The 18745-nt window shown below is 29.2% G+C and carries 23 protein-coding genes and 1 pseudogene; 21 read left to right on the top strand and 3 right to left on the bottom strand.

What is annotated here, in order from left to right; all coding sequences use genetic code 11:
* Positions 1–6: 6 nt before the first annotated feature.
* The 18 genes and pseudogenes from KSU54_RS09875 to KSU54_RS09795 form a co-directional block, all read left to right on the top strand.
* Positions 7–1080 carry a CamS family sex pheromone protein gene (locus tag KSU54_RS09875; RefSeq protein ID WP_020994476.1) on the top strand — a complete coding sequence of 358 codons (1074 nt, stop codon included), beginning with the start codon at positions 7–9 and terminating at the stop codon, positions 1078–1080.
* 10 nt (positions 1081–1090) lie between these two features.
* On the top strand, positions 1091–1381 hold the full coding sequence (gatC, locus tag KSU54_RS09870) for an Asp-tRNA(Asn)/Glu-tRNA(Gln) amidotransferase subunit GatC (protein ID WP_003537815.1): 291 nt from the start codon (positions 1091–1093) through the stop codon (positions 1379–1381).
* Positions 1381–2829: an Asp-tRNA(Asn)/Glu-tRNA(Gln) amidotransferase subunit GatA gene (gatA, locus tag KSU54_RS09865; RefSeq protein ID WP_003537816.1), complete on the top strand. Its 1449-nt coding sequence runs from the start codon at positions 1381–1383 to the stop codon at positions 2827–2829. The genes gatC and gatA overlap by 1 nt, the downstream gene beginning before the upstream one ends.
* Before the next feature lie 5 nt (positions 2830–2834).
* Entirely contained in the window at positions 2835–4268 is a 1434-nt protein-coding gene (gene gatB / locus KSU54_RS09860; RefSeq protein ID WP_008792950.1) for an Asp-tRNA(Asn)/Glu-tRNA(Gln) amidotransferase subunit GatB, read from the top strand.
* Positions 4269–4317: 49 nt separating this feature from the next.
* On the top strand, positions 4318–5061 hold the full coding sequence (locus tag KSU54_RS09855) for a hypothetical protein (RefSeq protein ID WP_022008190.1): 744 nt from the start codon (positions 4318–4320) through the stop codon (positions 5059–5061).
* 37 nt (positions 5062–5098) lie between these two features.
* Positions 5099–6445: a 23S rRNA (uracil(1939)-C(5))-methyltransferase RlmD gene (gene rlmD, locus KSU54_RS09850; protein WP_003537822.1), complete on the top strand. Its 1347-nt coding sequence runs from the start codon at positions 5099–5101 to the stop codon at positions 6443–6445.
* A gap of 338 nt (positions 6446–6783) precedes the next feature.
* Complete coding sequence (locus tag KSU54_RS09845) at positions 6784–7053, top strand: hypothetical protein (RefSeq protein ID WP_009009811.1); 270 nt, start codon at positions 6784–6786, stop codon at positions 7051–7053.
* A complete protein-coding gene (locus KSU54_RS19435; protein ID WP_199414797.1) occupies positions 7019–7285 on the top strand; it encodes a methyltransferase family protein in 267 nt (88 codons plus the stop codon). The genes KSU54_RS09845 and KSU54_RS19435 overlap by 35 nt, the downstream gene beginning before the upstream one ends.
* A 117-nt stretch (positions 7286–7402) precedes the next feature.
* On the top strand, positions 7403–7579 hold the full coding sequence (locus KSU54_RS09835) for a hypothetical protein (protein WP_003537825.1): 177 nt from the start codon (positions 7403–7405) through the stop codon (positions 7577–7579).
* Positions 7580–7721: 142 nt separating this feature from the next.
* Positions 7722–8255, top strand: coding sequence for a methylated-DNA--[protein]-cysteine S-methyltransferase (locus KSU54_RS09830; protein ID WP_003537826.1), 534 nt, complete (start codon positions 7722–7724; stop codon positions 8253–8255).
* 275 nt (positions 8256–8530) lie between these two features.
* The gene (locus KSU54_RS09825; protein WP_003537829.1) at positions 8531–8896 is read left to right on the top strand and encodes a hypothetical protein; all 366 of its coding nucleotides are present in this window, start codon (positions 8531–8533) and stop codon (positions 8894–8896) included.
* Between the two features lie 185 nt (positions 8897–9081).
* Complete coding sequence (locus KSU54_RS09820) at positions 9082–10011, top strand: hypothetical protein (RefSeq protein WP_003537832.1); 930 nt, start codon at positions 9082–9084, stop codon at positions 10009–10011.
* A gap of 292 nt (positions 10012–10303) precedes the next feature.
* Positions 10304–10438: a hypothetical protein gene (locus tag KSU54_RS19150; protein ID WP_256184929.1), complete on the top strand. Its 135-nt coding sequence runs from the start codon at positions 10304–10306 to the stop codon at positions 10436–10438.
* A 4-nt stretch (positions 10439–10442) separates the two neighbouring features.
* Positions 10443–11198: a class I SAM-dependent methyltransferase gene (locus KSU54_RS09815; protein WP_117792170.1), complete on the top strand. Its 756-nt coding sequence runs from the start codon at positions 10443–10445 to the stop codon at positions 11196–11198.
* A 519-nt stretch (positions 11199–11717) separates the two neighbouring features.
* Complete coding sequence (locus tag KSU54_RS09810; protein ID WP_117792172.1) at positions 11718–12332, top strand: sugar O-acetyltransferase; 615 nt, start codon at positions 11718–11720, stop codon at positions 12330–12332.
* A gap of 475 nt (positions 12333–12807) precedes the next feature.
* Entirely contained in the window at positions 12808–13989 is a 1182-nt protein-coding gene (locus tag KSU54_RS09805) for an AbiH family protein (protein WP_008792954.1), read from the top strand.
* A 25-nt stretch (positions 13990–14014) separates the two neighbouring features.
* On the top strand, positions 14015–14440 hold the full coding sequence (locus KSU54_RS09800) for a nucleotide triphosphate diphosphatase NUDT15 (RefSeq protein WP_009300813.1): 426 nt from the start codon (positions 14015–14017) through the stop codon (positions 14438–14440).
* 247 nt (positions 14441–14687) lie between these two features.
* A pseudogene (locus tag KSU54_RS09795) lies at positions 14688–14876 on the top strand (DNA alkylation repair protein); the annotation flags it as partial.
* A gap of 529 nt (positions 14877–15405) precedes the next feature.
* Here the strand turns inward: KSU54_RS09795 and KSU54_RS09790 are convergent.
* From KSU54_RS09790 to KSU54_RS09780, 3 genes are all read right to left on the bottom strand, one after another.
* Positions 15406–15783, bottom strand: coding sequence for an HsmA family protein (locus KSU54_RS09790; protein ID WP_009300811.1), 378 nt, complete (start codon positions 15781–15783; stop codon positions 15406–15408).
* Between the two features lie 16 nt (positions 15784–15799).
* Complete coding sequence (locus KSU54_RS09785) at positions 15800–16639, bottom strand: DUF2871 domain-containing protein (protein WP_009010121.1); 840 nt, start codon at positions 16637–16639, stop codon at positions 15800–15802.
* Positions 16640–16711: 72 nt separating this feature from the next.
* Positions 16712–17269, bottom strand: a complete 558-nt coding sequence (locus KSU54_RS09780; protein WP_003537845.1) for a TetR/AcrR family transcriptional regulator — start codon at positions 17267–17269, stop codon at positions 16712–16714.
* Positions 17270–17456: 187 nt separating this feature from the next.
* Between KSU54_RS09780 and KSU54_RS09775 the strand changes: the two genes are divergently transcribed.
* From KSU54_RS09775 to KSU54_RS09770, 3 genes are all read left to right on the top strand, one after another.
* Positions 17457–17594, top strand: a complete 138-nt coding sequence (locus tag KSU54_RS09775; protein ID WP_003537846.1) for a hypothetical protein — start codon at positions 17457–17459, stop codon at positions 17592–17594.
* A gap of 182 nt (positions 17595–17776) precedes the next feature.
* Positions 17777–17899 (top strand): hypothetical protein, encoded by a 123-nt coding sequence (locus tag KSU54_RS19145; RefSeq protein WP_003537847.1) that lies wholly within the window; start codon positions 17777–17779, stop codon positions 17897–17899.
* Positions 17900–17924: 25 nt separating this feature from the next.
* A complete protein-coding gene (locus KSU54_RS09770; RefSeq protein ID WP_003537848.1) occupies positions 17925–18725 on the top strand; it encodes a MurR/RpiR family transcriptional regulator in 801 nt (266 codons plus the stop codon).
* Positions 18726–18745 lie beyond the last annotated feature (20 nt).

Below are 18745 nucleotides of genomic sequence, written 5' to 3'. Positions count from 1 at the left end.
ACTAGAATGAAAAAAATAGTGGCTTTATTAGCGATAGCATTGGTGCTGAGCGGTTGTAGTGATGCTAAAGAGACCGTTGAAAATCAAACAGCAAATGATGTATCCACTACCGATAGTTTAGATGATTCATTTTATCGAGTAGTTAATCTTAATACGAATTTAAGTCGAGAAGATTATTATACTGCTTTTGGAAATACTATGGATTTTCAAACAATTGGACGAGAATTACAGATTTTATCTACTGATCATTTCTCAACTAATGATTATTATATGTCTGAAGGGCAATATCTTAAAACGGATGATATGAATCAATTATTAAAACGCTCTGAGGATACTAGTAAATATCCTTATACCTTACAAGCACAGCGGGGAACTACTATTGGCGGAGTTGCAAATCCAATCATGGTAAGTACAGTGCATGAACAAGATTATTATGAAAAAAACGGATCTGAATATGTCTTAAAGGGTCTATCATTAGCAATCGTACTAGATCCTCGTGATGAAAAAAATGAACGTTTAGACACCTCATTAGATGAATCGTTAGTTGTTGATTTTGGGCGTGAAGCAATTAGTAAATTATACAAATATTTACAGAGTAAAAAAGACTTAAAAGATATTCCTGCTAATATTTGTGTTTATTATGCGACTAATACTAACGAAAGTGATATTAATGGTCGTTATATTTTAAAAAGTTATTGTGATGGCAGTGTGGGAAATATTGAAACATTAGATTACAAAAATTATATGTTTACAAGTACAGAAGCAACTGCTGCTGATGAAGATACAGCATCACAATTTGAAATTTTTAAAAGTAATATGAAAAAAGCTGCAACTGAGGCAGTTGGTGTAATTGGCTATGGTCGTTATAAAAATGGTCAGATTCAGTCAATGAAAATAAATTTAAAAGTAAATATTAAAACATATACTGAATTGCTTTATTTGATTTCTACTGCAGCTGATGAATTAAATACTCAATTTAGTGGTTTTGATATTAAAGTATTAGTTAGTTCACAAGATCAACTAGAGGCATTGATTGTTAAAGATAAAGGTGAAGATGCGAAGAGTATCTTGTTGTATTAGGAGGTAATTTATGGAAAATAAAGAAGAAATGTTAAAAAAGCTTGGATTGAAAACAATGTTTAATATTACTGATGCAGAAATGCCAGAGTTAGTAGAAGAATATGAGATTTTTATGAATCACGTTGCCGTATTAGAGAAAATAGACACTGATGGTAAGGCACCATTAGCATATCCTTATGAAATTGAGACATGCTTTTTACGTGATGATGAACCGATTGATGTAATAAGCCGAGAAGATGTTTTAAAAAATGCTAAGAGTGTTCAAGATAATCAAATTAAAGTACCAAAGGTGGTGGGATAATGAAAGTTTATTCAATTGAAGAATTGCATAATTTAATCGTTAATCAAGAAATAGATTTAAATGAATATTATTATGATTTATTTAAAGAAGTGGAATTTCAACAAAATCGCTTAAATGCATTTGTTACAATCACTAAAACTCAAGCAATGGATAATATTAAAGAACTTAAAATATCTGATGAAGAAATATTGAAAGGGATTCCTGGAGTATTTAAAGATAATTACAATACTAAAGGAATTAAAACGACAGCTTCAAGTAAAATGCTAGAGGATTATGTACCAGTTTACGATGCTGCGGTTGTTGAAAAATTATATAATGAAGGTGTTAGTTTAATTGGTAAATCAAGTATGGATGAGTTAGCAATGGGTGGTACTAACAAATCCGCTCTAACTGGGCCTGTATATAATCCGTGGGATTCATCAAGGATAGCGGGAGGATCATCAGGTGGCAGTGCAGCACTTGTTGGTAGTGGGGTTGTTCCATTTGCCTTAGGTAGTGATACCGGAGATTCAATTCGTAAACCGGCTGGATTCTGTGGTGTAGTTGGTTTCAAGCCAACTTGGGGAAGAATTTCAAGATTTGGTGTTATTCCTTATGCCTCAAGTTTAGATCACGTAGGTGCTTTTACTCGAAATGTTCGTGATATGGCAATTGTAACTGAAGCATTAGCTGGTCGTGATGAAAGAGATATGACTTCAAGCACACGGCCAGTACCACATTATTTAAAAGAATTGAATAGTGATATTAGGAATATGAAAATTGCTGTTTTAAAAACAGTTAGTAATGAAATTAGAAATGATGATATTAAAAATAATTTCAACCATGTAGTTGCAACCTTAAAACAATTAGGGGCATGTGTCGAAGAGGTAGAAATTCCAGTTCATCTAGCTAAAGCAATTTTACCAACTTACACGATTATCGCTAATAGTGAAGCAACAAGTAATCATTCGTGCTTAGATGGAATTAAGTATGGTGATCGGCAACCTGGTTCATCAACTGACGAAGTAATGATTAATTCTCGAACTGATGGATTTGGTGCTCATATTAAACGTCGTTTTATTTTAGGAAATTTAGCCTTAGCTACAGAAAATCAGGAACGGATGTTTAGAAAAGCTCAACGAGTACGTCGTTTGATTGTAGAAGAATTAAATAAAATTTATGATAATTATGATATTATTTTGACTCCTAATGGTGGTAGTGTAGCCCCAAAACTTGATGAAGCAAATGATGATCGCCTATCAGATGAATACTTGATTTTAGAAAATCATTTAGCTTTAGGAAATTTTGCTGGGACGCCAAGTATTTCAATTCCGTCTGGTTTTAGTGAAGGAATGCCGATTGCTATAAATCTGATGGGACGTTTATTTGAAGAACAAACAGTATTAAATGTCGCTTATGCTTTAGAACAAGCATTAGGATTTGAAAATCAATATTCAAGAGAGGGGTAGAGAGAATGAATTTTGAAACTGTTATTGGATTAGAAGTTCATTGTGAACTTAAAACAAAATCGAAAATGTTTTCTGGGGCCCCAGTAACATTTGGTGAGGCACCAAATACAAATGCCAATATCGTCGATATGGGGATGACAGGGGCAATGCCGGTACTAAATAAATCTGGTGTTGAATTTGCGATACGGGTATGTAGTGCTTTAAATATGGAAATAGATGAACTGGTACAATTTGATCGTAAAAATTATTACTATTCAGATTTACCAAAAGGATTCCAAATTACGCAAGATCGTTTCCCAATTGGGCGAAATGGAACAATGAAGATTGAGGTAAATGGTCAAACACAAGTAATTGAAATTGAAAGATTACATATGGAAGAAGATACTGCAAAACAATTACACTTTGACGATTATTCATTGATTGATTATAACCGAGCTGGTATTCCGTTAATTGAAATTGTTACTAAACCGACGATCCGCAGTGGTGCGGCAGCAGCTGCCTATTTAGAAAGATTAAGACAAATTTTCTTATTTACAGAAGTTAGTGATGCTAAAATGGAAGAAGGCTCAATGAGATGCGATGTCAATGTATCAATTCGACCATATGGTAGTGAAAAATTTGGTACAAGAACAGAAATTAAAAATTTAAATTCAATTTCAAATGTACAAAAAGCAATTGAATTTGAAGTTGCTCGACAAGAGAAAGTCTTAATTAGTGGTGGTGAGGTACTCCAAGAAACACGCCGTTATGATGAAGATAGTAAAGAAACTGTAGTAATGAGAGCTAAAGGTGATGCAGTAGATTACAAATATTACCCAGAACCAAATATTTTACCTATTCGATTGAATCATCAATGGGTTGAAGGGATTATTGAAAGAATTCCAGAGATGCCAGAATCACGAGTAGCTCGATACATAAATGAATACAAAATTCCTAAAACTGATGCATTGATACTTGTTCAAACTAAAGAAGTTTCGGATTTCTTTGATGCGACAGTTGCTTATACTAAGCATTATAAAATTGCATCTAACTGGTTATTAGGCGAGGTACAAGCATATTTAAATAAAAATAATTTGATTATTACAGATACTAATATAACTCCTGAGTATTTAGCAAAAATGATCAATTATATTCAAGATGGAACAATCTCAAGTAAACAAGGAAAGAAAGTGTTTGAAATCTTGATGAATGAAGGTAAAGATCCAGAAATTATTATTGAAGAAAATAATATGAAACAAATTTCTTCACCGGAAGAATTAACTAAAATTATTAATGAAGTTCTTGATAATAATCCTCAATCAATTGAAGATTATAGCAATGGTAAAGATCGAGCTGTGGGATTCTTAGTTGGACAAATTATGAAAAAAACCGGTGGTCAAGCTAATCCTGGTCTTACAAGTAAATTACTAATTGAACTATTGAAACAAAGAATTTCATAATGTACAAATAATTCTATATTTGGTACAATGGTTGAAGGAGGATATAAATATGTCTCAAAGAAAAAGATTTAGTTTTGATGATGAAGTAGATGATACAATTGATCTATCAAAAGATGATCTTAAAAATTCATCAATAACTAATAATGATAAACCTTCAAACGACAATGTCTTTGCTGATGAAGATGGTTTAGATGCCAAAGCTTATCCTACTGATAACGGGGGAGATAAATCAATGAAAAACAAGAAGAAACGCAAGTTTAAAATTAAGAAATGGCAAATTGCATTAATTGCTTTTCTATCAATAATTATTGTGTTCGTCATCTATGTATTTGTTGCTGGAGGAAATGATGGACCAGTTTATGGTGATCGTTGTGCTTCTTTAATTGCAATTGACAAAAGTAAATTTACAGGAGTTGAAGATGCAATCAAAGCAGACCCAAGCGTTAATAGTATCAATATTGAAGTAGATTGTCGAATTGTTAAAATTAGTATGAATTTTGTTGATAATACTTCTTCAGATACTGCTAAACAACTGGCAACAAACGCCTTACACACATTAGATGATACTTTAGGTGAAAATAAGGAAGAAGGTAGAGCATATAGTAATTTATTTACTACTGCTAATGGCCGTGGACAATACAACGTAGAGTTTGTTCTAACGAGCAGTGGTGATACTAATTTCCCTATATTTGGTACTAAACATCCAAATAGTGATGATATTACTTTTACTGGAGCTAATGTAGTTGATCAAGCTGCAACTGATCGTGCGGCTAATACGAACGCTAATCAATAGACGAGCATGGCTCGTCTTTATTTATGAGGAGGACTAAATGAAAAAAAATGATTATTTTTATGGTGAATGCACAGATTTAACTCACGATGGTCAAGGAGTTGTTAAGATTGATAACTTTACATACTTTGTAAAAGGTATGCTTACGGGTGAAAGAGGACGGCTAAAAGTAATAAAGGTATTAAAGAATTACGGAATTGCACGTTTAATTGAATTAGAAGTTACTTCAAAATATCGTATTGATCCCAAATGCTCTGTCTTTAGACCATGCGGAGGCTGTCAGTTACAACATCTTAATCCTCAAGGACAGATGATTTATAAAACAAAACGGGTCAAAGATTGTTTAGAAAGAATCGGGAATTGTAAAGTGGCGGTAAATGATTGTATTATGATGGAAAAACCGTGGCATTATCGCAATAAAGTTCAAATGCCAGTTGGAGTTAAAGGAAATCATTTAGTAACTGGTTTCTATAAACAAAAGTCTAATGAAATCATCCCATGTGAAAACTGTTATATTCAAAATGAATTATCAAATCAGATAACTAATCGAGTTAAAGAATTAATGGAAGAGTTTAAAATTTACCCATATGATAAGTTAGCTCATCAAGGTAATATTAAGCATATTTTGACTAAACACGGTTATCATACAGACGAAGTAATGTTAGTACTAATTAGTTATCGTAATAAAATTAAAGATATAGATAAATTAGTGGAAATAATTACAAAAGAATTTCCAATGATTAAAACAGTTATTCAAAATATTAATCATCGCACTGATAATGTAATTTTAGGTGAACAAGAAGTCATTTTGTTTGGTAATGGATATATTTATGATACTTTATTAGGTAATAAATATAAAATTTCTTTAAAATCTTTTTATCAAGTTAATCCAATCCAAGTAGAGAAATTGTATTCAAAAGCAATTGAATTTGCTGGTTTATCTAAAGAAGACATAGTTTTAGACGCATATTGTGGAATTGGAACAATTACATTATCAGTAGCCAAATACGTAAAAAAAGTGTATGGTGTTGAAATCGTTGAAACGGCAATTGATGATGCAAAAAATAATGCAGTTTTAAATAATATTAGTAATGCTGAATTTAAATGTAGTGATGCTGGTAAATATATGCTAGAACTAGTTAATCAAGATCAGCATTTAGATGTTGTCTTTGTTGATCCACCACGTAAGGGGTGTTCAACAGAATTTTTGGATAATTTGATTCAAGCAGAACCCAAGAAAATAATTTATATTTCTTGTGATGTAGCTACTCAAGCACGTGATATCAAGTATCTTCAAGAATTTGGGTATCATGCTGATGTCTGTCAGCCTGTTGATATGTTTCCTCACACAACACATATAGAAAATATAGTTCGTTTGTCAAAATAGCCATGATAAAAATAATTACTAAACAGATTTCCTAAAAGAAGTCTGTTTTTTTATAATTTATGACGAGTAAATTGATTTCAATTGTTCTAAATCTATAATTATAGTAAAATTAGATAACCTAATAAAAGCGGGCGACTGATTGTGAAAAAATGGTATAATGAAGAATATGAATTTACAATTGAAGTAACAGTTTTTACGTGGGAATAAAGCAGAACATTATTGCTGTAATGGTGAAGAAATTGGTGATAAATACACTTGTACATATGGTTGCTCTAAGAGGTAATGATGATCATGTTTCCAATTATAGGGGTAGTTAGATTAGAAATAGGGGAAACAAAATGAATGCATTTATTTTACTTATTCCTTTTTTATTAATAGCATTTATTAACGAAGGTGCAATCAAACGGGCTGGATATTTTGCTCCACTGCAAGGCAATGAGAAAATAGCTTATGTAATTTATCAGATGGCCAATATCGGAATATTTATATATTTTTTCTTATCAGTAATAATTGATTTATCTTGGCAGTTTTGTTTAGGTCTACTGGTTTATTTGTTAGGATTGGGAATGTGCATTGTTTTGGTTAAAGATTTTTTATCCAAGAAATGATGGCTTAAATACTAACGAGATTTACCGTTTCTCTCGAAATCCAATGTATATGTCATATTTTATTTTCTTTTTAAGAACCGTATTATTAACACAATCAATAATCTTATTTATAATTTTATTACTATTTCAAATCTCTATACATTGGGTTATTCTTTCAGAGGAGCAATGGTGTATCAGCAAGTTTGGAATTGCTTATGAACAATATATGAATCAAGTAAGAAGATATATATAGTTAAATAAAGAATTATAAAAAGAACAATAATAAATATTAGTAGCATACTTATGATGTCTTATTGTTGTTTTGAAGTAATATTAATGGTATACTGAGTTCCAGTATAGAGGTGCGAAAATGAAAATAGAGTTTAAAATGTCTTATAAATTAGGATTATTAGAATTTAAAGTTGGCGATCAACTAGAAATTAGTAAGAACACTATATTTGAAAGTATAAATGATAAGTATTATATGTTAATTTTAAAAGGATTGCGTTATGATCTTCTTAAAGAAGATATTAAAATTATTCAATAAAATATTTAATTTGGCTATATCTTAGTGATTAGCCATTTTTTGTTATGGAAAATAAACTTAAAATAATTTTATTATCTGTGCTATAATAAATATTACTAATAAACATTTAATATTTAACAATTATTATTTATAAGGAGGAAATATGCAATACATATCTAAATATACTTCACCGTTAGGAGCAATAACATTAGCTAGTAATGGTGAAGCATTAACAGGTCTATGGTTTGATGGTCAAAAATATTTTGGCGCTAATTTATCAAAAGAATATAAGAACGTAGAGTTACCAGTATTTAAACAAACAAAGGAATGGCTTAACTTATATTTTAATGGTCAAAAGCCAGATTTTATTCCTCTTTTGGCTCTTCAAGCAAGTGAATTTCGTCTTGCTGTATGGCAAATATTGCTAGAAATACCATATGGACAAACCCTCAGCTATGGCGACATTTCAGCCGTTTTAGCAAAGCAAAAAGGTTTAAAAACAATGTCAGCACAGGCTGTTGGCGGTGCAGTTGGACACAATCCGATCTCAATCATTATTCCTTGTCATCGAGTCGTTGGAAGTAACGGAAACTTAACTGGTTATGCTGGTGGTCTTGAAAAAAAGATTGCACTGCTTCAATTAGAAGGAGCGGATATGGGAGCGCTGTTTACTCCTAAAAAAGGGACAGCATTATAAGTTAATTAAACTTAAAAATGGAGGCATTTATTATGAATGATTTTGTGAATCTTATTAAAGATGAAGTTATAAAATCTCCATTTTATTATAGTCAAGGGTACCAATATAGGGATTGGAGATTACTGTTTTATTAATTTTGATTGTATTTTTTAGATTTGAATATAATAACCTTGAGTTACCATGTAAGAAATATATAATTTATGCAATAAATTGTAACAAATAAATGAATATAGTATAATATATTTAAATATTATAGGAAAGAAGGAATGTAGTTTATGAACAAAGAAGTATTAAATTATATTGCTGAAAAGACACGTGAATTGATTGTTGCTCCAACTTGCAGTAATGAAACAAAGGAAGCTGCCCAAGCATGGTTAAATGCGATTGGAACAGAAAGCGAAATGGCTGAGACTAAGAAATATATCGCTGAATTAGAAGAAGATATTATGCCAATTGATAATTTAATTAGGTTTGCTGGTTCTGACAATGGTAAAGCTTATTTTGGTGAAGAAAATGCTAAAAATATTGAAAGCCATGCTAAAGAAATTAAAGCTAACGGGGCTAAATATTGCGATTGTCCGGCTTGTTTAGTTGTTGCTCAAATTCTTGAAAAGAAGTCTGAATTATTTAATGAAAAATAATAGGTTTATGAAAATATTGTTCCTTTAGGAACAATATTTTTATTTAAAATGTAAATCCTTTTTACAAAAATATTCTTTTTTAAGGATTGATTTGTAAAACCTCTTCTAAATAGACTTTAATGTATTTAAGTAAATAAAATATGATGTTAAATTAAATGCAAGAAAATATTAGAGGAGGAGTTTAAATGAGAGCAGTAACAACAATATTTCCTGTTATATTTATGATTGGAATAGGAACTTTTTCAAGAATAAGAGGTTTTATTACACCAAGTCAAAAAGATGGAGCAAATAAAATAGTATTTAATATTTTATTTCCAATAATGATTTTTAATATCCTTTTTACTTCTAAGCTAGAGACTTCAGCTATTTTTATTGTTTTATATGTGTTTATTGCATATTGTGTTATTTTGTTTATTGGAAGATTTATAATAAATTTTACTGGGGAAAAATTTGCTCATATTTCACCTTACTTGTTAACGACATGTGAAGGTGGTAATGTAGCTTTGCCCTTGTATCTATCAATTGTAGGGGCTTCAAGTAATACTGTAATATTTGATTTAGCAGGTGTTTTTATGGCTTTTGTAATTATTCCAATTATGGTTGCAAGAGCGGGTGCTGGTGAAACAAGGATTAGGGAACTTATTAAAACAATTCTAACTAATTCATTTGTAATTGCAGTTATTTTGGGGTTAGGACTTAATTTATTAGGTACATATAATTTTTTATCAAACAGTTCATATTTAGGAATATACAGTAATACAATCACCCAAGTAACAGCACCGATTGTAGGCGTAATTTTATTTATCATTGGGTATGATTTGAATATCAATATGGAAATATTGGGAGCAGTGTTAAAATTGTTAGTTGCTAGAATTATTTTTTATATTCTAGTGATTATTGGTTTCTTTATCTTCTTTCCAGGGCTTATGATTGATAAGGTTTTTATGATTGCAGTTTTGATTTATTTTATGAGTCCTACTGGTTTTGCTATTCCAATGCAGATTTCCCCTTTATATAAAAGTAATGATGATTGCGGTTTTGCTTCGGCAATCATTTCTTTGAATATGATAATCACTTTAGTAGTTTATGCTTTGATCGTTGTGTTTATTGCTTAATGTTAGTATTGTTAATAAATTTTTGATATGGCATAATGAAAATATATTATTATTGGAGATAGTTTATGGTTATTTGATTTTAACATATTTTTAGTAGCCGTAAGAGAAGAAAATATGACTAAAGCGTCTAAATTATATATTCAATTTAGCTGATATTGCTATGGTGGTTGATGCAGTTGGAAGAAGAATTAGGTGTAAAACTATTTAAGAGCAACAATCACAGCATTTATTTAACAGATGAAAGAAAATTGTCTAGTAACGGGCTCAAGAAATTGTTAATTTAACTAAAAAGGTGCAAGAAGAACTTATTAAAGATGACATGGCTTTATCTGGTGTTATTACGAGAGGTTGTGGTGGAATGCAAAGTATTGAAGAAGCAACAAGATTAATAACTGATAAAAAAGACTTATCAATAAAGGAGTATTAATAATATGGATAGTACAATAAAATTCGATGGCCTAGCAAATCTTTATGAGGATGGTAGACCGGAGTACCCGACTATATTAATAGAAAAGTTATATACTGACTATGGTTTTAAATCAACATCGATAATCGCAGATATAGGTGCTGGAACTGGTAAATTTTCAAAGCTGTTATTAGAACAAGGTAGTAAGGTTTTTTGTGTCGAACCTAATAAAGATATGAGAAATGAATTAGTCAATAAATTAAATAAATATAATAAATTGCATGCTATCAATGGAACTGCTGGTAATACTACGTTAGATACTAGTTCTGTTGATTTTATTATATCTGCTCAGGCATTTCATTGGTTCAATGTTCATGAGTTTAAAAGAGAATGTAAGAGAATCTTAAAATTAGAAGGGCGGGTAGCATTGGTTTGGAATGTACGAGAAATGGAGTCACCATTGAATCAAGAGTGCTTTCAAATTTATAAACAGTATTGCCAAAACTTTGTTGGTTTTAATGGCGGGATTAAACGCGATGATGAAAGAATAAAGGAATTTTTTGATATGCACTATAAGCGTATGGAGTTTCCAAATCCTTTATTTTTTGACCAGAAGGGTTTTATTAAGCGCTGTATCTCAGGTTCATATTCTTTAAAAAAAACTGATCAGAATTATTTTGAATACATTGCTGCCTTAGAAAATGTATTTGATAAATATAGCAATAACGGACAGTTAGTAATGGAGAATAAGACGGTTGTTTATATAGGAAGATTAAAATAAATGTAGTTCAATGTCAATGAGAAATACTTTTATAGCTTTACCATTAGTTAAAGGGGCATATATGATTATATAGTCATAAAAGCGCTTTCTTAATTTAGGCGGTAATAAGAAGGAAGAGATGGCCATGTACCATAGATTCCCAACTAAATATCTTGAATTAGAATTGACTGAAACAATGGTCTTTGCCTAACTAGAAGTTTTTAGTAAAATTATTGAGAAAATTCATTAGGCTGGATTCAACTACTCTATGGATGATTTTGGAAGTGGCTATTCTTTTTTAGGAATATAAAAAGATTCAGATATCGTTAAGCTTGATGGTACATTCTTTTCTTCTGAAACGATGAATAAGGGGAAAGAAAATATTATTGATAAGAAATAGTGATTAAATCACTGAACAAATTATTTATAGTTAACATTTTGATAGCATTATCAAACATTAGATACTATTACATTGATTAAAGCTATATTATAATATAATTGGATTTAAAATTTGAGATATAAATGTAAGGGAGTTAAACCATGGGCTTTAATGATGAAAGAAAACGAATGAATGAGGGTGAACTTTATCGTTCAAATGATGCGGAAATTCTAAAAGAACAACTACAGTGTGTAGAAAAATTATATGATTATAATGTAACAAGACCTTCAGAAAAACAAAAACGTAAGGGATTGCTAAAAGAAATGTTTGCAGTGATTGGTGATGGATGTCATATTGAACCACCATTTCATGCTAATCGGGGTGGGAAGTATGTACATTTTGGTAAAGGAGTATATGCCAATTTCAATCTAATTTTAGTAGATGATGTTGAGATTTATGTTGGTGATTATACTATGATGGGTCCAAATGTTACAATTATTACTGGAACTCACCCAATTTTACCGGAATTAAGAAAAGAAGCATATCAATTCAATCTTCCAGTTTATATTGGTGAAAATGTATGGATTGGTGCTGGAACAATTATTTTACCAGGTATTACAATTGGTGATAATAGTGTTATTGGTGCTGGAAGTATTGTAACAAAAGATATTCCTAAAAATGTTGTTGCTTATGGGCAACCATGCACAATTAAACGGGAAATAAATGATCATGATAAAATTTATTATTATAAGGAAAGAAAAATCAAAAGTGTTTAATATTTTTGATTTTTTTATTTATGGATTAAATACGTATTACTAATAATATTAGTAATAGCTTTAGGTTTAAGCTATAATATAAAAGTATAATGTAATATTATTGTGATCCAATCCAAGAAGATAGTAAGATGCTTAAAGAAGCAAAGAATGAGGATTTAGAAGCACTACCAGAACTTTATACACAATTTGAAAACGTGGTTACTGCTTAAGCATTGGAAAGTTAGCCCTTGTTCAATGACTCTAAATCAATATGCCTAATCAAATTAATATTAATGATAGAACAAAAGAATTCAAAATAAGAAGATATTTATTTTATTTTTATTGCAATTTTTTTATTATCTTATCATTGTTAAAGGTGAAAATGCCTAGCACTGAGTCTATCTGTTTATAAAGGTTTATTTAATAGTTGACAGTAAAAAATAGTTAGATAATAATTAGTAAATTAAAATTTTGATTGATAAGGGGGAGTATGGTGATGGAGAATATATTAGTAATTGGTAACGGCTTTGATATTGCACATGGTTTTAATACTCGTTACGAAGATTTTATAAATTTTTGTAAGACTATTGCAACGGTTTATCAAGGATTTAAGGATAATCAATTCATATATCAAAATGAATATAATGATATATTAAAAGAAAAATTAGATAAGGTTTTTAAAGAAAAGTCGGTTTCTGCCAAAGCAATAAAATATTTTTCAAACTTAACTCCAACATCTGAAACTTCTCAATTTATCAAAGCATGTAAAGAAAATTATTGGCTTACATATGTCTTAAAAAATAAAAGTATGATTGGGGATAAGTGGTCAGATCTTGAATATGTCATTGCTAAACAAATAGAGATATTATCATATATTTCAAATAATCTTAACTGGCATACTCGAGAAGAAACTATGCTCGCTTCACGATATTCTAGTAATTTAATTGAATTATTTAAGATTGTAACAGAAGAACGTGGAAATAATACCGATTTTCAGCATCAGATAGAACTCACAAAGAAACATTTATATCGAGAATTGGAAGAATTAACATGGTTATTAGAAATATATTTAACACGATTTTTAAATACTAAAACCAAGAAAATTGAATTATTTAAATATTTACCAGTAACTAAACTCATTTCTTTTAATTATACTGATACGTACACAAGAATGTATAAAAAAGAAACAAATACAGTTCATTATATTCATGGATTTGCTGCTAAAGATAGGATAAAAGAAGAAAATAATATGGTTTTTGGAATTGGCTCAGAAATTAAAAATGTCACCGATAATGATAAGTATGATTATCTTGAATTTCAAAAGTATTATCAAAGGATTGTTAAAAAAACAGGTAATAACTACACTAAATGGTTAAATGACAATGAACAATTTTATATCTATTTTTTTGGTCATTCCTTAGATATTGTAGATGGAGATGTAATTAGAAAACTGATTCATTGTAAAAAAGCAAAAGTAATTATCTTTTATTATAATCAAAAAGCCTTGAATGCATTAGTTGTTAATTTAGCAAAGATTTTAGGAAAAGATGAACTTATTCAATTCACTAATGAAGAAAAAATCACTTTTTATAAATCTGATGATCTTGAAATAATTAAAAAACTTAAAAATACAATGTATCAAACTCGTCATGAGAAGCTTAAGAGTACAGTTAGATAAATCCAATTAGAAATGAGGAAATAATATGGAGAAAATCATTAAAGTGGGAATAGGTGTTTTGTTAATCAAGAATAATCAGATTCTTTTAGGACATCGGGTAAAAGATGGGGTTGATACTGGTGGCATCTATGAACCGGACACATGGTGTCTACCAGGTGGAAAACAAGAGTATCATGAAACTATTTTTGAAGGAGCAATTAGAGAAGTTAAAGAAGAAACTAATTTAAATATCTCACAGATAGAAGTTTTTAATGTAGTCGATGATATTCAATTAAATAAGCACTATGTAACGATACATATTATTGCTAAAAATTACGATGGAGATTTAAAAGCTATGGAACCAGATAAACAAGATGAGTGGTGCTGGTTTGAAATAGAAAAGCTGCCTAATAATATTTATTCCCCTTCAAAAAAATTTATTGAAGCATATTTAGATAGAAGTATCACCTAGATAAATCTTATTATAAGAACGATATTTTTGAAATCATTGGCGTTGAAGAATAGACTAAATACATTATTAACAATGTGGTTAACACGTGTTTATACTATTAAAGGAAATATTATGAATAAATATACAATGATAAAAGAAGTTATTTGAAAAACAACAAGATATTAAAAAAGCAGATAAAACGTCAAAATATATGAGAGATTTATTTACATTTTATGGAATTCCCTCACCCTAGCGCAAAGATAAGACAAATACAAACTTGCTGGAGCAAAAAATTGTTAATAGTTTTGGAAGTGATGAGTTTTTTATTAATAAAGCAATTGGCTGGAGTTTAAGAAATTATTCTAGAACTAATTTGGTATGGGTAATAAACTTTATTATTAAATATCGTACTCTAATGAATAAGCTAAGTATTAAAGAAGCTAGTAAATATTTATAATTTATAGTGTTGCATGTATTTTTTTGATATTTAAGATGGATATAATTGATAATATACAAAGTTATTATAAGAATATATTTTATGAAAGAGTATTTCGCCTGTAGGTATGATTTGTTAATAGACTGTTTATTCTGAGAGTCTGACAAATCTTAAAGATTGAGACGCATATGAGTCTGTTATTTTATATAGAAAATTTTGTAGTTGTAGGAAGGACATATCCTTTAATATATACCGAGGAAAAGGAAAAAGGCAAGACATTATTTGTTGAAATACTATTAATTGGAGTTGGACTCGCAATGGATACATTGTTGTATCAATTTATAAAGCTTAAGGAATAAAAAATAGCTAATTATGCTATTGGAAGAATTGATATTAGAAATACAGTTTTAAAAGAATATTACCTCCATTGATTATTGGGTAGTGTTACTTTTTTAACTATTATTGATGGAAAATGATTTTTGAATATTTAGGAATGCTTGTATTTTTATATATAAGTTAAAAGAAGGGAAACATGACAGTCTCTCTTCTTTTAACCGTTCATTCCAATATAAATACCAATTATATAAGGAATCAACCATATTGACCAAACGATAATACTAAATTTATGAAAAGTTTTTTTAGCACGATCATTTTTCTTAATTAGTATTACTGTTGCCCAAACTGCATGAAAAGCCATTAAAAGTAAAGCAATTGATCCAGTAATGCCGTGGAGATTAAAATTAAAATTGTGCCCTGATATTTGTCCCATAATATTCGTTCCTGATGTATCACAAATAAAGCCAAGCCAAAATATCAAAGCATGCCATTTTAGTAAACTGCCACTCTTTTTTTCAGCAAAAACACCGATTGTATAAAAAACCAATGCTAGCGTCATGAAAATAATTGCCATAATAAGTAATATTGACATATAAATGTATTTCTCCTTAATCTGTAAATTCTTTTTTTAAAGAAATTAATAATATTAGTAATGCAATCATCATAGTAATATGTGAAAGTCCTGCAAAACCAGAAAGCATCTTATCTATCAAACTATTTATAGCCGTATTAGTTATTTGTAGAATCCCACGAATTAGCATAGTGAGGATCATAAAAGGTAAAGAAAAATTATAAATGATTACAAATTTTTTAAATAGTCTATTATTTTGTATATTTGTTACTTTTGCAATTACAGCTAGGATGATAAACAGTAATGTTCCTAAAATTAATAAATGAGGATGAATTACACTTAATACGGTAGGCATTGAATAAGCATAAAATTTTGTAAATTCACGATAAAAAACACCCCCAGCCATTGCTAAAATAAAATATATAATAGCAATATTTATTAAAGATTTAGGAGAATAATCTAAAGTCTTATTTAATGATTTATAGTAATTTAAACCAAAGATGATACCGGCCAAAAATAGCGCAGCTCCTAAACCAGTATAGAAAATAGCGATAAATCTATCCGGTAATAAATTAAATGTTCGAATTGTTATACCAAAAATTATCATAAATGCCATAATAATAAATGATTTAAGATCAAAGAAATTTAAAAAGAATTGTTTTTCTATTTCATAGCTATGAATTCTATGGGTATGTTTTTTAGTTAATTTGTAAAATATAGCAAACCAAAAAATAATAAAAACAATGATTGAGAGAAAGAAATTTAATAACTTTGTATATCCAACATATGTTTCAATTCCAATTTTTAAAATATTGAAACCAGCAATAAGCCACACGATTGAAGCTATTAATAATAAATTATGCTTTTTTACTTTCATAATAAACCTCCATAATTAATCTGAACACTGTTCACTTTGAATTATAAGTATTCCCACTTCGTAATAAGTGGGCTAGTATAAATATCGTTCAACTAACTCAATAATACCTTGGTAGTTTTGTTGTGGATTAACGATTGAAAAAATGAAAAGTTCAAAAATATACTCAATGAATAAAGTTTGATCTAATTTTTGATTAAAAGCATCTTTTCTTATTTTTTGATCTTTTTTTAATACAATTAATAAATTTTGTTTTAAATGGAAAAAATATTTTTTCATCATTTTTTGTCCAACGACTTTATCTTCAGCAGCTAAAGACATTGCATGTTTTGAAAGAAATTCAGGATATTCTTGGCTGCCTTCTTGAATACTTTCAAATAACCAAGTCAAACATTCAATGAAATTCGTAAAACTAAATTGTTCACTAGACATGTGAAAAATATCTTTCCAAATACTTTCGATAGTCGAACATAAGAGTTCTGATTTTGATGGAAAATAGTTATATATTGCGCCTACTGAAACACTACATTCAATTGCAACAGAACGCATATTAATTGAAGATAGACCTTTTTCTTTAGCTAAACGTTGACAGATAGAAATTATTTCTTCTTTTGATGTTGATGGTAAATTCAAAATATTTCCTCCTTATAATTTTATATGAACCATGTTCATGTTGAATAATACGCCTTATTTTTATAATAGTCAAACATAATGACTTTGCTTTTTTATCAATTATTTTAAATGAATCTAGAGTTTGGCTGATTACTATTTTATGTTAGAATGATAGTATCAAAATAAATTATATTTGAGGTGAAAAATAATGTTGATTGTTGATGGAGAAAAATATCTTGCGGAAATAAAAGAATTGATTATTGAGTATACAAATTCATTGAATCGAGATTTCTCTTTTCAAAACATAGATGCTGAATTAGAAGATTTAAAAAGAAGATATCTATAGTCTCATGGGCGTATTTTAGCGGTTGTCGACTGATGGTAAAGCTGTTGGCTGTATTGCTTATTGTCACCATCGTAATCAATGCTGTGAAATGAAACGTCTATATGTAAAACCAGATTTTCATAATCAGTGACAAGGTCAAAAATTAATTGAAGCAATTATTGAAACTGCTCAAGGAGATGGTTTTGGATACAATCAAACCGTTAAAAAGGGCGATTTCGTTATATAAAAAATATGTTTTTAAAAAAATTGAACCACATTATGATAATCCAACGGATGACGTAATTTATATGAAATTAGTATTCTAATAAGCAAAGAAAGTGAGATAGGTTAATGGGAATATTATTGGTTAGGCTTATTGATGTAATAAATGAATATAGTGAAGATAGTACTTTTTATAGTATTGCTTATACAATGCTTTTGAATTTTGATAATTTGCAAAATCTTAGTATTAATGATGTTGCAAATTTATGTCATGTATCAAAATCAACTATTAGTAAGTTTGTACGATCATTAAATTTTGAAGATTATTCCGATTTTAAGGCAGAAGCATATTTTAAGGAAAATCGTTTTAACAGTGATTATAATTATGTTGCCAATATCCAACAATATATTGCTAATCAAGACGCAAATACCTATATTGACAAAGTTATTCAGGATATTGAAATAATCAAAAATATTGATATGACAGTGATTAGAAAAATTGCTCAAATAATTTATCAATATCCAAAAGTCACGGCATTTGGAACACTTTTTTCACAATTGGGAGCGTTAGATTTGCAGTATAAACTGGCCTATAATCATAAATTTATTATGAGTTATGTAAATGATGTTAAACAAGACGAATACTTAAAAAATAATAGTGAACAAGGTGTTGTGATCATTTATTCTAATTCTGGTAACTATTTAAATAAGTATCAGTTATCATCATTTGATGAAAAGAAAAAATACGACTATAAAAATAAAAAGGTTATTTTAATTACTGCAAACGAAATGATGGTAAATCATCCCGATGTTGATATTTGTCTTGTCTATCAGCATTTATCTAAATTACAAACACATAGTTATATCTATCCTTTGATTAATGACTTGATTGTTGCTGAATATAGAAGTTTCCAAAATGCGAACTTTTAAGTTTATATAAAAAACTCCGT

Origin of the sequence: Erysipelatoclostridium sp. MSK.23.31 (genome assembly GCF_019125875.1) — a bacterium.
Taxonomy (GTDB): Bacteria; Bacillota_I; Bacilli_A; order Erysipelotrichales; family Coprobacillaceae; genus Thomasclavelia; species Thomasclavelia ramosa.
Note: the sequence above shows the minus strand (reverse complement) of the source record. Positions and strands in the feature narration are given on the sequence as shown.